The following is a 14,236-nucleotide window of genomic DNA, read 5'->3' as shown; positions in this document are numbered from 1 at the left end:
GTTTTCTCTTTCTCGCGAAATTTTCAGCGTCGAATTTCTCGCCATCAATTCTCTACTCATTATATAAATTTATATAACAATTGGCAACGAGGGAAATCTCTTGGCTTTCAGGATTGGCCACCATCCGAACAATCTGCACCTTCATCTGGCATCCCTCTGGCCGGGGGCATTTGCCACGATGAACCCGGAATTCGTCCTCTATCATGAAGGGCGCGACACAGCGGAAAAGCTTGTTCGCGGCGAATTCGATATCGGTGGAACGGGCTCTACCCCACCCATCCTCGCCGCAGCATCGGGGCTTTCTGTTTCCTATGTCGCAGCATCGGCACCCCGCCCGGCCAATGGCGCCATCCTGGTCAGAAAAACCTCCGACATCGAAAGCATTGCCGATCTCAAGGGGGAAGCCATCGCACTGGTCGACGGTTCCTTTCTCACTTATTTCCTTGCCAAACAGCTCGAAGAATCCGACTTGACCCTGGCCGACATCCGGCGCCGGGACATGGCGCCCGGGCCATCGCGTGACGCGCTGAAGGACGGGGCGGTTGCCGCCTGGATTGCCATGGCGCCGCATCTCGAACAGTCTTTGCTCAGCGGCGAGTTCCGCGTGCTTGCCCATTGCGGCGATCTTATTCCGAACCGCTCCCTGTTCTGGACCATCCATGAGCGAAGCCTCTCCAGGGGGGTAGCGATCGATTTTGCCGCTGAGCTGGAACGCCTCGGCAAGGAGATAACAGCCGACCCGGAAAAGGCGGCCTCCCTCCTTTCGAAAGATGGAGACGAAACGGACCGGCGGGCCTGGACGCGCGTCGTTTCGGGCCGGAACTGGCAGGCGGGTGCCGTCGACGCCAGACTTCTCCGCGAGCAGCAAGCGGAAGCCGACACACTTTTCGAGCATGGCGATCTGCTGGCCAGACTGACAATTGAGACGACAAGCGACAAAGAGATCTGAAATGAACGTACTCTGGTACATGTGCGCTCCGGACGGCGCCTATCCGTGGAAAGCCGAGGGATCGCGCACCATCGACTACGGCTATTACAAGCAGCTCGCGCAAGCCTATGATCACCTCGGCTTCACCGGCGCGTTGTTTGCCACCGGCGCCCATGACGTCTGGCCGCTTGCCGGCGCGCTCCTTCCCTATACGGAGCGGATGAAATTCCTCATCGCATTCCATCCGGGGCTCATCGCGCCGACGCTGCTGGCGAAAATGGCTGCGACCTTCCAGGAGTTCTCCAACGGTCGGCTGATGCTGAACGTCGTCTCCGGGGATGCCAAGATGCTCGGCGCCTATGGCATGATGCTGCCGCATGACGAGCGTTATCAGATGGCGGACGAATATCTGACGATCTTCCATCGGCTGATGGCTGGAGAAAGCGTTACGCATAAGGGCAAATATTTCCAGACCGAAGGCGCAAAGCTCGCGCTTCCGGCCGGATCGGCTATAAAGCCGCCTCCGCTCTGGTTTGGCGGTTCATCCGACAGCGCGATCGAAGTCGCTGCCAAGCATGTCGAGACCTACCTCTCCTGGGGAGAAACCCCGGAACAGATGGGTGACAAGGTTGCCAAGGTGAAGCTTCGCGCCGAGGCGCACGGCCGGTCGCTGAGCTACGGCATCCGGCTCTACGTCATCGTCCGGCAGACGGACGAAAAAGCCTGGGAAGCGGCTGCGGACCTCTACGAGCAAATGGATGACGCCGCGATCGCGGCCAACCAGCGCTTCGTTTCCAATACGGATTCCGTCGGCCAGCAAAGGATGAGCGCAATGCATGGCGGCATCAAGCCTGCCAACCTGCGCGATCTTGAGATCTCCCCCAATCTATGGGCCGGGATCGGCCTCGTACGACCTGGGCCGGGTACCGCCATTGTCGGCTCGCCGGACACGGTAATCCGCACGCTGGAGGCCTATCAGAAGGTCGGAGTCGACACGTTCATCCTGTCCGGCATGCCGCTCCTGGAAGAAGCCTATCGCTTCGGCGAACTCGTTTTGCCGCGGCTGCCCGTCGAGCGCGCTGCACCGGAACGCAGGCACTTCACCTGGTCGACGCTGTTCGATCGCGATCTTGGTGGAAAGCCCGCACATGGCTGAAATTTCGACCATGGATCGAAACGTCCCCGGCGATATCGGCAGTTCGCCGTCACAGAGACCGGCAGGCAAAAGACTAGCGCGATTTGCGGTCCGTCTCGTCTCGCCGGTCGCAATCATCATAGCCTGGCAGATCGCCAGCATGACGGGAGTTCTGTCGCCGCGCATTCTTGCCTCGCCCGGCGAAATCCTTGGTGCAGCGGATCGATTGATCATGTCGGGCGAGCTCATCACGGGCCTTGCCGTGTCCTTCCTGCGTGTCCTGTTCGGCTTCTCGATCGCCTTTGTCGTCGGCGTCGCGCTGGCGCTTGCAGCGGGTCTTTCCCGGCTCGGAGAATCCGCCATCGATCCGCCGCTTCAGATGCTGAAGGCCATGCCCTTTCTCGGTCTCTTGCCTCTCTTCATCCTGTGGTTCGGGATTGGCGAAGCGCCGAAGGTCGGCCTTGTTGCGTTCGGAACGGTTTTCCCGATCTATCTGACACTCCATGGCGGTATTCGCGGCATTGACAGAAAACTCGTGGAAGCCGGCCGAACACTTGGCCTCGATACAGCAGGCATCATCCGCCACATCATCATCCCCGGCGCACTGCCCTCCCTTCTGGTCGGTGTTCGATACGGCCTCGGCGTTGCCTGGCTCAGCCTCGTGGTCGGCGAACAGATCAATGCGTCCAGCGGCATCGGCTACATCATCACCTATGCCCGCGATTTCCTGCAGACGGATGTCATCGTGGTCTGCCTCATGGTCTACGCCATCATGGGACTGCTGACGGACGGTCTGGTGCGGCTGCTCGAAGCCTATGCGCTGCGCTGGCGCCCGGAGGTGATCGCATGACGCCGCCCGTCGATATTCGTGGCCTCACCCGTTCCTTCGGCGGTCCCGCAATCCTCAACGACATCGATCTGACGATTGCCAAGGGCGAATTCGTCGCCCTGCTCGGCCGCAGCGGTTCCGGCAAGTCCACGCTTCTGCGCGTGCTTGCCGGCCTCGATGCTGCGCCGGCCCGACGATTGCAACTTCCCCAACGGCGCTCCGTCGTGTTTCAGGAACCGAGGCTGATGCCATGGAAGACCGTGATCGACAACGTCACACTCGGCGTCAAGCGGCAGGATGCGCGCTCCATTACCGTGCAGGTGCTTGAGGATGTCGGCCTTTCGCATCGACAAAGTGCCTGGCCCCTCACCCTTTCCGGCGGCGAGGCGCAGCGTGCGGCTCTCGCCCGTGCGCTCGTGCGCGAGCCCGAACTCCTGCTGCTCGACGAGCCCTTTGCCGCTCTCGATGCGTTGACGCGCCTGCGCATGCACGGGCTGGTGTTCGATCTCTGGCGGAAACACAGGCCTGCTGTCCTGCTCGTCACCCACGACATCGGCGAGGCCATCACGCTCGCCGATCGCATTCTCGTGCTCGAAAACGGCCGTTTCACCAGGGAGATCGTTGTCCACCTCGATCATCCCCGTCGCCGCAGCAGCCCGGAAGCAAGCCGCATCGAAGCCGAGCTTTTGACCGAACTCGGCGTCGAACCCTCGCATGCCTGACATTATCGCTACCAAGCACGCCATCCCGGCAGATCGGAACAGGAAAATGATCACGAAACGTCAATTCTTCATCGCCATGGCAGCGATAGCCGGTATCGCGAACCTCGCGCCCGCTGCCCATGCCGCGGATCAGGTGGTGCGCATCGGCTGGCTACGCGGGCCGAATGACATCACGCTCACCAAATCACGTGGCACGCTTGAAAAAGCACTCGCCGAAAAAGGCATCAAGGTGGAATGGGCCGGTCCCTTTCCTGCGGCAGCCCCCGCCTTCGAAGCCCTGAACGCCGGCAGCATAGACATCACCGCCGGCAGCTCGACATCGGCGATCACGGCACTCGCGGCCAAAGTTCCGCTCGTCGTCTTCGCCTATCAGAAGATGGCCGCAGGTTCGGAAGGCATCGTCGTCAAGAAGGATTCCAATATCAGCTCCATCAAAGACCTTGCCGGCAAGAAAGTTGCCGTCAATCGCGGCGGCACGGGCGAATATCTGCTCATGCAGGGCCTCGCGACCAACGGCGTCGACCCGAGGAGCGTGGAGCGTGTCTATCTGAGCCCGAGCGACAGCGGCCCGAGCTTCACGCAAGGTCATGTCGACGCCTGGGCCACCTGGGACCCGTTCCTGACGATCGCCGAGAAAGCCTATGACGGCAAGGTCGTCGCCGATGGCGCCGCTATCCGTTCGGACAATGCCGTCGTCCTGGTCGCGAGCAAGGCGTTCGCCCAATCCAAGCCTGACCAACTGCAACTCGTTTTCGATGTGATCAAGTCGGAAAACTCCTGGGCCGTCGCCAACAAGACCGAAGCGGGAGCAATCTGGGTCAAGGAAATGAATGTGCCGGCCGATCTCGCGAAGAAAATTGGCGAGAACAATGCCGTACCGACCACAGCGGTCTCCAAAGCCGACATCGAACAGATCGCCAAAGTGGCCGAATGGTACGCCAAGAGCGGGATCATACCAGCCCTTCCGGATGTCGCTTCGGGCACTATTTCGCTCAAATAGACGGCAACAAGCGACGCTTTTTCCGATACCTACCACGTCGCCGCGGTCACCCTATTCGCCACCCTCCGTTCACCGAAATCACGGTTCCGGTCACGAATGATCCCGCCTCCGACGCAAGCCAGAGTACGGTGCCAGCAATGTCCGCTGCGCTACCCGCGCGGCCCATCGGAGTTGCAGCAATGATCTCTGACACGCGATCATCCGGCCAATTCTCGGTAAAGCCGGTGCCTGCAATAAAGCCGGGCGCGATCGCGTTGGCAGTGATGGTGCGCGGCGCAAGTTCGCGCGCCAGAGCGTAGGTCAGACCATGCAAACCAGCCTTCGAGGCGGCATAGGCCAGCCCGCCGGCGCGACTTCCGCCGGTCTGAGCACCGATCGAGCTGATGTTGATGACGCGGCCACCCGGACTGGCAAGCTTCGGCGCGGCGATCATGGTGGCAAGGAAACTCCCCTTCAAATTGGCATCGACGACAGCATCCCAATTCCGCTCTGCTTCATCAGCCTGGGTCGCAAGGCTGACGGGGAGAACAAAGCCTGCGGCGTTCACGAGAACGTCTATGCGATTAAAATCCGCGAATGCGCTTTCCACCTCGCTTCGATTGCCAACATCGGCCCGACGCCATTGCGTGAGCGAGCCGAGACGATCCGCAGCCTGCACAAGCCGGTCTTTGTTACGTCCCACGACCACCACCGCATAGCCGGCTTTCACCAGTGCTTGGGCGATGCCAAATCCAATCCCGCTTGCACCCCCGGTCACGATTGCAATCTGTGTTTCTGTCATTTCGGCACATCCTCCACGCATCAATTTCAGGGAGGATGAGGCAGGCCATTCGATATGTCGAATACACTTTGTAGCGCCGTTTGATATGATATATGTATTGAATGCTTAGCCTTCGCCAATTCCAGCAATTTCTTGCAGTTGCCGAAACCATGAACTTTCATCGTGCGGCAGAACGCCTCAACATGGCGCAGCCGCCGCTGACGAACGCCATCCGCCTGATGGAAGAGGAAATCGGCGTACGCCTATTCGAGCGTACCAACAGGATCACCGGTCTGACCCCGGCAGGCGAGGTCTTGCGTGAAGAAGCGCGACGGACCATAGCTCAAGCCGAACGTGCAGTGGCCTTGGCAAAACGTGCTGGCGAAGGCATCGTCGGAACGTTGCGGATCGGTTTTGTCGCCAGTGCCATCCATCATCTGGTGCCGCGGATCGTTGCCGAGTTTCGAAACGCCTATCCCCTGGTCGCGCTGGAGCTGGAAGAGGCCACATCCGCACGGCAGATCGCGGCGATCATGGCAGATCGGATGGATATTGGTCTTGTAGCGCTGCCGATTCCTCCCGGTGAGGAAACGCGTGTATCGACGAGCGTTCTGCTGGAGAGCCAGCTCGTCGCCGCGATTCCAGCCAGCCATCCTTCAGCATCGGCACCGTTGCTTCCACTTGCTGCCTTGGCAGAGGAATCGTGGGTTCTATTTCCGGAAAGCGAGGGTCCCGGGCTTCATTCAGCGATCATACGGGCGTGCGCCGAAGCAGGATTTTCACCGCGTGTCGGCCAGCGCGCCGTGCAGATGGAAACGATAGTCGGCCTGGTTGCCGCGAGCCTCGGCGTATCATTGGTACCTGAAGCATTCCTATCGTCCAAACGGGAGGGAGTCATTTTTCGGCAGATCGATGGTATCGGCACGCCCATACCTTATCAGCTAGGCTTCGCATGGCGGAACGACCAAGCTTTACCGGTCCTATCTTCTTTTCTGCGTTTCCTCGATCAACTCAGGCAAGGCGGCTCTTTGTCGCTGACAAGAGCTTAATCATTCCCCGCCTCCTCGAATTCAACTCACCGCCCATTCTTCCAGTGCTCTTTTTACATCACACTGATAGGAAACCGTATTTTCTCTCTCGCAAATTGCGCGCAGATACAATTCCACGGCATTCCGTTGAATGCGCAGTAAGAAGGGAAAATTTCTCTGGAGGCCCGCACGAGTGATATACGAATTCGTGTTCTTAGACATTGTCGACGTCGGCAATTAGGCACCCTACCGCAACAGTCACTGGATGGAGGATATATGTTTAAAGCGGTTTCTGATAGCGCTGCTGCTGCCGACGGAGGATCACTTGCGTTGTTTGTGGAACGACTTGATGGAGAATTGGAACAATTCGTCATCAATCGCTCCTTCGCTTCGCGTGGGACACCTGCCTATAACAAAGTTTCATCGAACCTTCGGTCTCTCTCCACGGACAATTGCCGGGCAGTCGCTGCCGCTCTTGAACCTCTCTTGGCAATGACCCCATCGATTCATCCGTTGGCGGATTTCATCGAAACACTTAAGAAACAGTCCAAAGAAACAAGCCAAGACCGAGAACGAAGCAATTGAGGTGACTGTGGATCGGCAGACCGGCGGCGGAGGCTGAGGCCAATGTCCGCGAAGCTGGAGTACGGAAGTTGTTCAGGTTGATTGCGGGCGAGAACAGTCCGAAGTCTATTGCCGATATCAAGAAAAAGTTGTTCGCCCGACAGGCGATCTCAAAACCCAGCGAAGCAGCACCCGCCGGGTGATCAGATGCCGGCTAGGATCTGTAGTCCTGAAGCTTCTGATTTCCTACGTTTATTTTCCCTGAGGCCTAAAGTTGACGAGCAGGGATTTGAGCTCAATTTCACGTACTCGTCTAGCCGCTTCGTCGAGGCTGACCCAATCGAGCCGACGCTGGCCTCGCTCCTTGAACTCATTCCCGATCTCTTTCACTTCCACTTGAAACATGTCAACGACGCATGGCACGACTTTGCCATCATCAAGTTCTTTCAGGTAGGTATACCGCCCGATCGGCGCTCTTCTCACCTTGCCGCGAACCCCAGCTTCTTCCCACGCTTCGATTGCGGCTGCCTCGTGAGGCTCCTTACCTTTCATAGGCCAGCCTTTCGGCACGATCCAGCGCCCGCTATCACGCGAGGTAATCACCAGAACTTCGATCTCGTGACCACCCTCTTTGTAGCGAAAACAAAGCGCGCCATATTGGCTTCGAAACGCGTTGGAAAACAGCTGTTCCGGCGTGCGTGCCAGCTGCTGCAGCAGGTGCTTCGATTTTGGGGATGCAGGCTTGCCGCCGTCCTTTTTTGACTTCATGCCATTCAACTTGTCAGATTGTCCAGCGCCCTATCCTCCTCTGACCGAGCCTCGCCACACCAACTCAGCGTGCAATTTTAAAGAGTGGCCATCGAGCCTGTTCGGTGAGGGGCTGTCGACCAGCCATGTCACTGCCTGGCGTGCAATTGAAACGACGGGCTGCGCAAAGGTCGTCAAATCATAGGACGACCATGAGGCCTGCTCGATGTCGTCAAAACCGATGACGCAGAGCTGATCCGGGATCGAAAGCGAAAACTGGTGCCGCGCCGCATCCATGAGACCGCAGGCCAGCAGATCGGTGGCACAAAACACCGCGTCCGGTCGCTCTCTTCGGGTCAGCAGCCGCTGCGCGACGACCTTGCCGGCCTCGTATCCGGTCCAGCCATGTCGCTCAACGATCACATCCAATCCGTGGGCTTTCGCGGCGGCGATAAAGCCGGCCTCACGCGCCATCAAACTTGGCGTGCCGGCTTCCGAGTTCGCGAATGCCAGCCTGGTGCAACCGGCTCGAACGAAGGCGGTCACAACACGCCCTGCCGCCTCATGGTCATCAAGATTGATCCGCAAGGGTCCTGGCTGGTCGTCGTCTCTGTTGATCAGAACGAGGCGCTGGCCGTTTCTCAGGCAGAGTTGCGTGATCGACTTGTCGGGCAGGCCCGAGAGAATGATCGACGCATCCGCCCTATACCGGATCGCCTGTTGAAGAGCACGGTCGACGCTGCCATCGGAGCGGTCGGTATTGACCAGCATGGCGACCTTGCCGGCGATCTGCAGTTGCTGTGTCAGTTCGCGCAGCAACGCGGACCGGTAAGGCGTCGCCACGTCCGAGACAATCAGACAGACGATCCCGCTCTCATTGCGCATCAGCCCGCGGGCGAGATGATTGACCTGATATCCAAGCTCCTCCGCCGCCCGCAGAACCTTTTGCCGGGTGGCCTCGGAAACGCTCGCCCCTGGCGTGAATGCGCGAGAAACCGCCGAGCGTGAAACACCCGCCCGCTGCGCCACTTCCTCAGCGCTGACAAAATCTCGTTGCGACACGTCGCTTCTCCTCTTCCATCAAAACTCCATCACAGTTTGCAATCGCGTGCAATATGTCGATCGCGTCGGTTTTGTGAAACTTTTATGACAGCAGTGGTTGACAGCGTGAGCTAACCAATGCAGCATTTGCACACGCTTGCAAAAAGCGCTCGGCGTGGAGGCGCCGCAAAGCAGGAGGACATCATGCGATTGGTCAACATGGCCGCGGCAGCCCTTGCCGCGGGAATATCGCTTATTGCCTGGTCGGCGCATGCCGCAGGCGATCTGAACGTGATCTGCTCGGCAGATCCGGAAGTCTGCGACCTGATGAAAGGGCTCTTCGAGAAGCAGAGCGACATCAAGGTCAATATGGTTCGGCTTTCGGCCGGAGAAACCTACGCCAAGATCCGCGCCGAGGCGCGCAATCCAAAGACGGACATCTGGTGGGCGGGAACCGGCGACCCGCACCTGCAGGCCGCAGCCGAGGGCCTGACGCTGGAATATAAATCACCGCTTTTCGACCAACTGCAGGACTGGGCGAAGAAGCAAGCCGAAAGTGCCAATTTCCGCACGGTCGGCGTTTATGCGGGAGCGCTTGGCTGGGGGTACAACACCGATATCTTGAAAAAGAAGGGGCTCAAGGAGCCCAAATGCTGGGCCGACCTTCTCGACCCCTCCTACAAGGGGGAGATCCAGATCGCCAATCCGAACTCGTCGGGAACATCGTACAATACGTTGGCAACACTCGTGCAGATCATGGGCGAGGACAGGGCCTTCGATTATCTCTCGAAGCTCAATGCCAATGTCTCGCAATACACCAAGTCGGGCTCTGCCCCGGTGAAAGCGGCGGCCCGCGGGGAATCGACGATCGGCATCGTTTTCATGCATGACGCGGTTGCCCAGACGGTCGAAGGTTTTCCCATCAAGGCGGTCGCACCGTGCGAAGGCACGGGTTACGAAATCGGCTCCATGTCGATCATCAAGGGCGCCAGAAATCTTGAGAACGCCAAGAAATGGTACGACTGGGCACTCAGCGCCGAGGCACAATCGCACATGAAGGATGCCAAGTCCTATCAGCTCCCCTCCAACAAATCGGCCGAGGTCCCGAAAGAGGCCCCGAAATTCGAGGAGATCAAGCTGATCGACTACGACTTCAAGAAATACGGCGATCCCACGATCCGCAAGGCCCTGCTTGCCCGATGGGACAAGGAAATCGGCGCCAAGGCCAACTGATCGTCTTTCTCGATTACCCGTGCAGGCCGGTTCCTCGTGCATCCGGCCTGCTTCATCTCTGAATTTTGCTGAACGGGATGCGAATCCGACCATGACCAATAGCAAACGCCGGCTGGATGTTGCGCTGATCTTCGGCATCGCTGCCCTGATACTACTCCCATGGTATCGCATAGAGGGCGGCTTCTTCGGCCTTGGCTGGCTGAGCAGCTTTCCCGGCGATCCCTCCACAGCGCCTGGAATCCTGCAGATCGCCAGTTACGGCCGATGGTGGCTCGCGATCGCCGCCGGGCTTTTCCTGCTCGGCGGCATCGCGCGCTTCATATCCAGTCCGATGTTGCGCGGCGCGCTCATGGCACTTGCCGGGGCATTGGGTTTTGCCTTTTTGTCGCTGCAGGGACTCGCGATCACGTCGTCGGGCTGGAGCTGGTCGATCAGCGAAACCATCTTCGGTGCGCTGGCGGACGGCCAGCCTGCGATGGGCGCCGGCGCCATTATCCTTGGCATCGTCTTCGTCCTGCTCTTTTCCTTCGGCCTTGCCGAACGCGGCGCAATGAAGGGCGATGCCTTCGTCGTCAGTGCCATTACCATGCTGATCGTCCTTGTCGCGATCTTCGTCTTCTATCCTGTCGGCAGCATGTTTGTCGGAGCCTTCCAATCGTTCGACGGATCCTTCGATCCCAGCGGCTTCACGACGAACGTCCAGGACCCGTCGATCTGGAGCCTCAGCTGCATTGTCGGCGGCGATCGCTGCGGCGTCGCCTGGCGTACGCTTTGGCTCGCCATCCTGACGGCAAGCGGGTCGACCCTGCTCGGGCTCTGCTTTGCGCTTGTCGCCACCCGCACACGGTTTCCCTTCAAGAAGGGACTGAGGCTTCTGACGATCCTGCCGATCATCACGCCGCCCTTCGTGGTCGGTCTCGCCCTGACCCTGCTGTTCGGACGGGCCGGTGTCGTGACACAGGCCGGGGCTTCGATCTTCGGAACGGAACCCAGCCGCTGGCTCTATGGCCTGACGGGTATCTGGATCGCGCAGGTTCTCTCCTTCACGCCGATTTCCTTTCTTGTCCTCATCGGCGTGGTCGAAGGCGTCAGCCCGTCGATGGAAGAGGCTTCTCAAACTTTACGCGCCAATCGCTGGCGCACCTTCTGGCGAGTGTCCCTGCCGCTGATGAAGCCGGGCCTCGCAAACGCCTTCCTGATCGGCTTCATCGAAAGCATGGCAGATTTCGGCAATCCGATGGTGCTGGGCGGCAGCCACGGGGTTCTGTCGACGGAGATCTTCTTCAGTGTCGTCGGCGCACAGAACGATCCGTCACGCGCGGCAGTCCTTGCCATGATCCTGCTCGTCTTCACACTCAGCGCCTTCCTCGCGCAACGCCTCTGGCTACAGGGCAAGAGCTTTGCAACGGTGACGGGCAAGGGCGATTCGGGCGCTCATAGCGCTCTGCCCCGCGGCCTCTCGATCGCCGTCCATGCGCTTGTCATTCCCTGGATGATCTTTACTGTCGTCGTCTACGTCATGATCCTCTTCGGTGGCTTCGTCCGCACCTGGGGTCTCGACAACACGCTGACGGTGGAACATTACGTCAAGGCCTTCTCGATCGGCCTGCGCGACGATGGCGGCCTTGCCTGGACCGGCGTTGCCTGGAACTCCTTCTGGACGACGATGGAGATCGCCCTGATCTCAGCACCCTTGACGGCTGCCGTCGGCCTACTGACAGCCTATCTGATCGTGCGACAGAAATTCGTCGGCCGCGGCCTGTTCGAATTCGCGCTGATGATGAGCTTCGCCATCCCCGGCACGGTCATCGGCATCAGCTACATCATGGCCTTCAACCTGCCGCCGCTGGAGATGACGGGAACAGCTTTGATCCTGGTTGCCTGTTTCGTGTTCCGCAACATGCCGGTCGGCGTTCGCGGCGGCGTTGCCGCCATGAGCCAACTCGACAAGAGTCTCGACGAAGCATCGCTGACGCTGCGGGCCGATAGTTTGCGCACCATCCGCAAGGTGATCCTGCCGCTGCTGCGGCCGGCGATCAACGCAGCGCTCGTCTATTCCTTCGTGCGGGCGATCACGTCGATCAGCGCCGTCATCTTCCTCGTCAGCGCCCAGTACAACATGTCCACGGCCTATATCGTTGGCCTCGTCGAAAACGGCGAGTATGGCGTCGCAATCGCTTATTCCTCCGCCCTCATCGTCGTCATGATATCAGTCATTGCCGGGTTCCAGCTGCTCGTCGGAGAAAGGCGGCTGCGGCGCGTAAACCGTGTCGCAATAACACCGTCGCCGACCGCGCCCGCATCCCTTGCTCAGGAGAAAACCGCATGAATCCGAAGGCTCCCGGTTCCGTCGTCTTCGAGAATGTTCGAAAAACCTTTGGCGCGTTCACGGCCATTCCCGATCTGTCGCTCACCATTGAGCCGGGGACACTGGTGACTTTGCTCGGCCCTTCCGGCTGCGGCAAGACGACGACGCTCCGGATGCTGGCAGGCCTGGAACACCCATCCTCCGGCCGTATTCTCATCGGCGGCAAGGATGTCACCATGCTTCCGGCCAACGAGCGTGACGTCTCGATGGTCTTCCAGAGCTATGCCTTGTTTCCGCATATGACGGCGCTCGACAATGTCGCCTATGGACTGGAATCCTCCGGCATGAAACGCAAGGCAGCACGCGAGAAGGCGGAAGACGCGCTCAACCTTGTTGGCCTTTCCGGCATGGGCTCGCGCCTTCCAGCCGAACTCTCCGGTGGCCAGCAGCAGCGGGTCGCCGTGGCACGTGCGCTCGTGGTCGAACCGCAGGTGCTGCTTCTTGACGAGCCGCTTTCCAATCTCGATGCGCGGCTGCGCCGGCGCGTCCGGACGGATATTCGCGAATTGCAGCAGCGGCTCGGCTTCACCGCCGTCTACGTCACCCATGACCAGGACGAGGCGCTTGCCGTTTCCGATCGCATCATCGTCATGAAAGACGGCGGCATCGCACAGCAAGGCGCGCCGCGGGAGCTCTACGACGCCCCGGCCTCCGCCTTCATTGCCGATTTCATGGGCGAGGCTAACGTCATGCCGTGCGATGTCGTCGAGACCGACGGCGACAGCATAACGATCGCTGTCGAAGGACTTCGCCATAGGGTCAGCGGCCGTTCGGCCAAACATGGCCCCGCCCAGCTCGCCGTTCGGCCGAACGCCATCATTCTGACGCCGAGAACGGGCGATGGCCCGTTCAACGGTCAGATCATCCATTCGGCCTATCTCGGCGACCATGTCGAATATGAGGTTCAGACCGACCGCGGCTCACTCTTCGTCGTCGATGCCACGGTCGATTCCGCCCTCCCTGCGAATACGGATGTCACGATCGCTTTCAAGGATCGTGGTATCGCCGTCATCGGCGGCTAAGCGCCGCCCAACATCAGCCGTTTAAGGACATATCGCATGACAACCGCTCCCCTTGCCGATCTCGACACACGTCTTGCGCTTGCCGAAGCCATGGCCCGCGAGGCCGGCAAGCTTGCCCTCGACTATTTCAAGCGCCGCGAGACACTGATCATCGAAACCAAGCGCGACTTGCAGGATGTCGTATCGATCGCCGACCGGGAGGTCGAAAATCTCATTCGCGGCCGCATCCATGCGGCACACCCGCAAGACAGCATTCTCGGCGAAGAATACGGACTGGAAACAGGCAGCTCCGGCTACACTTGGGTCATCGACCCCATCGACGGAACCAGCCCCTTCGTCAACGGCATGCCCAACTGGTGCGTTTCCATCGCCGTACTCCATAATGGCATTCCGGTGATCGGCGTCATCTCGGCGCCATGCCACGACGAGCTGTACGTCGCCGCACACGGCAAAGGCGCCACCCTGAACGGCAGGAGCCTCAAGCTGGACGCATCGCGCAATATCCGCAACGCCGTGACCGGCATCGGCGCCAACAATCATGTCTCGCCGGCCTTCGTCGCGAAGATGGTCGAGCAAGTGCTCGAAGCCGGAGGCAATTTTATCCGCAACGGCTCAGGTGCCCTGATGCTTGCCTATGTGGCGGCTGGTCGATTGGTCGGCTACTACGAACCCTATATGCATGCCTGGGATTGCCTGGCCGGCTATTGCCTCGTGAAGGAAGCCGGGGGTTGGTACCATCCCTTCCCGACAGAGGGGGAACGTCTGACCAAGGGGTCGGTCGTTCTAGGTGCCGCTCCGGGCGCGATCGATGATCTCAAAAAGATAGCTGGCTTATAAGTTTTCACGGTAGACAACAGTC

General features: G+C 59.6%; 14 protein-coding genes. 11 read left to right on the top strand and 3 right to left on the bottom strand.

The annotated features are described in order from the left end of the window. Window positions 1-100 precede the first annotated feature (100 nt). Genes GA0061103_RS18045 through GA0061103_RS18025 form a run of 5 tightly spaced genes read left to right on the top strand, consistent with a single transcriptional unit; the run spans window position 101 to window position 4,614 of the window. Window positions 101-949: an ABC transporter substrate-binding protein gene (locus GA0061103_RS18045; RefSeq protein WP_245304786.1), complete on the top strand. Its 849-nt coding sequence runs from the start codon at window positions 101-103 to the stop codon at window positions 947-949. 1 nt (window position 950) lies between these two features. Further along, on the top strand, window positions 951-2,084 hold the full coding sequence (locus tag GA0061103_RS18040; RefSeq protein WP_092713473.1) for an LLM class flavin-dependent oxidoreductase: 1,134 nt from the start codon (window positions 951-953) through the stop codon (window positions 2,082-2,084). Further along, window positions 2,077-2,913 carry an ABC transporter permease subunit gene (locus tag GA0061103_RS18035; protein WP_092713471.1) on the top strand — a complete coding sequence of 279 codons (837 nt, stop codon included), beginning with the start codon at window positions 2,077-2,079 and terminating at the stop codon, window positions 2,911-2,913. Before GA0061103_RS18040 ends, GA0061103_RS18035 begins: the two co-directional genes overlap by 8 nt. After that, window positions 2,910-3,614 (top strand): ABC transporter ATP-binding protein, encoded by a 705-nt coding sequence (locus GA0061103_RS18030; protein WP_092713469.1) that lies wholly within the window; start codon window positions 2,910-2,912, stop codon window positions 3,612-3,614. Before GA0061103_RS18035 ends, GA0061103_RS18030 begins: the two co-directional genes overlap by 4 nt. 46 nt (window positions 3,615-3,660) lie before the next feature. Beyond that, window positions 3,661-4,614 carry an aliphatic sulfonate ABC transporter substrate-binding protein gene (locus tag GA0061103_RS18025; protein ID WP_245304785.1) on the top strand — a complete coding sequence of 318 codons (954 nt, stop codon included), beginning with the start codon at window positions 3,661-3,663 and terminating at the stop codon, window positions 4,612-4,614. 46 nt (window positions 4,615-4,660) lie between these two features. Here GA0061103_RS18025 and GA0061103_RS18020 read toward each other — a convergent pair whose 3' ends face one another. Next, the gene (locus GA0061103_RS18020) at window positions 4,661-5,395 is read right to left on the bottom strand and encodes an SDR family NAD(P)-dependent oxidoreductase (protein ID WP_092713467.1); all 735 of its coding nucleotides are present in this window, start codon (window positions 5,393-5,395) and stop codon (window positions 4,661-4,663) included. A 101-nt stretch (window positions 5,396-5,496) separates the two neighbouring features. Between GA0061103_RS18020 and GA0061103_RS18015 the strand changes: the two genes are divergently transcribed. Then, window positions 5,497-6,423, top strand: a complete 927-nt coding sequence (locus tag GA0061103_RS18015) for a LysR family transcriptional regulator (RefSeq protein WP_092713465.1) — start codon at window positions 5,497-5,499, stop codon at window positions 6,421-6,423. Window positions 6,424-6,678: 255 nt separating this feature from the next. Beyond that, window positions 6,679-6,987, top strand: a complete 309-nt coding sequence (locus GA0061103_RS18010; RefSeq protein ID WP_092713464.1) for a hypothetical protein — start codon at window positions 6,679-6,681, stop codon at window positions 6,985-6,987. A 231-nt stretch (window positions 6,988-7,218) separates the two neighbouring features. Here the strand turns inward: GA0061103_RS18010 and GA0061103_RS18005 are convergent, their stop codons facing one another. After that, entirely contained in the window at window positions 7,219-7,734 is a 516-nt protein-coding gene (locus tag GA0061103_RS18005) for an NUDIX hydrolase (protein WP_092713462.1), read from the bottom strand. Window positions 7,735-7,764: 30 nt separating this feature from the next. Then, on the bottom strand, window positions 7,765-8,775 hold the full coding sequence (locus GA0061103_RS18000) for a LacI family DNA-binding transcriptional regulator (RefSeq protein ID WP_092713460.1): 1,011 nt from the start codon (window positions 8,773-8,775) through the stop codon (window positions 7,765-7,767). A gap of 183 nt (window positions 8,776-8,958) precedes the next feature. On the opposite strand from GA0061103_RS18000, the gene GA0061103_RS17995 reads away from it, so the two are divergent. From GA0061103_RS17995 to GA0061103_RS17980, 4 genes are all read left to right on the top strand, one after another. After that, window positions 8,959-9,987: an ABC transporter substrate-binding protein gene (locus GA0061103_RS17995; protein ID WP_092714354.1), complete on the top strand. Its 1,029-nt coding sequence runs from the start codon at window positions 8,959-8,961 to the stop codon at window positions 9,985-9,987. Window positions 9,988-10,078: 91 nt separating this feature from the next. After that, the gene (locus GA0061103_RS17990) at window positions 10,079-12,316 is read left to right on the top strand and encodes an ABC transporter permease (protein WP_092713458.1); all 2,238 of its coding nucleotides are present in this window, start codon (window positions 10,079-10,081) and stop codon (window positions 12,314-12,316) included. Beyond that, window positions 12,313-13,377, top strand: a complete 1,065-nt coding sequence (locus GA0061103_RS17985) for an ABC transporter ATP-binding protein (RefSeq protein ID WP_092713456.1) — start codon at window positions 12,313-12,315, stop codon at window positions 13,375-13,377. Before GA0061103_RS17990 ends, GA0061103_RS17985 begins: the two co-directional genes overlap by 4 nt. A 36-nt stretch (window positions 13,378-13,413) precedes the next feature. Next, window positions 13,414-14,214: an inositol monophosphatase family protein gene (locus tag GA0061103_RS17980; RefSeq protein WP_092713454.1), complete on the top strand. Its 801-nt coding sequence runs from the start codon at window positions 13,414-13,416 to the stop codon at window positions 14,212-14,214. Window positions 14,215-14,236 lie beyond the last annotated feature (22 nt).

Origin of the sequence: Martinezella multihospitum (assembly GCF_900094585.1) — a bacterium.
GTDB classification, from domain to species: Bacteria; Pseudomonadota; Alphaproteobacteria; order Rhizobiales; family Rhizobiaceae; genus Rhizobium; species Rhizobium multihospitium.
Note: the sequence above shows the minus strand (reverse complement) of the source record. Positions and strands in the feature narration are given on the sequence as shown.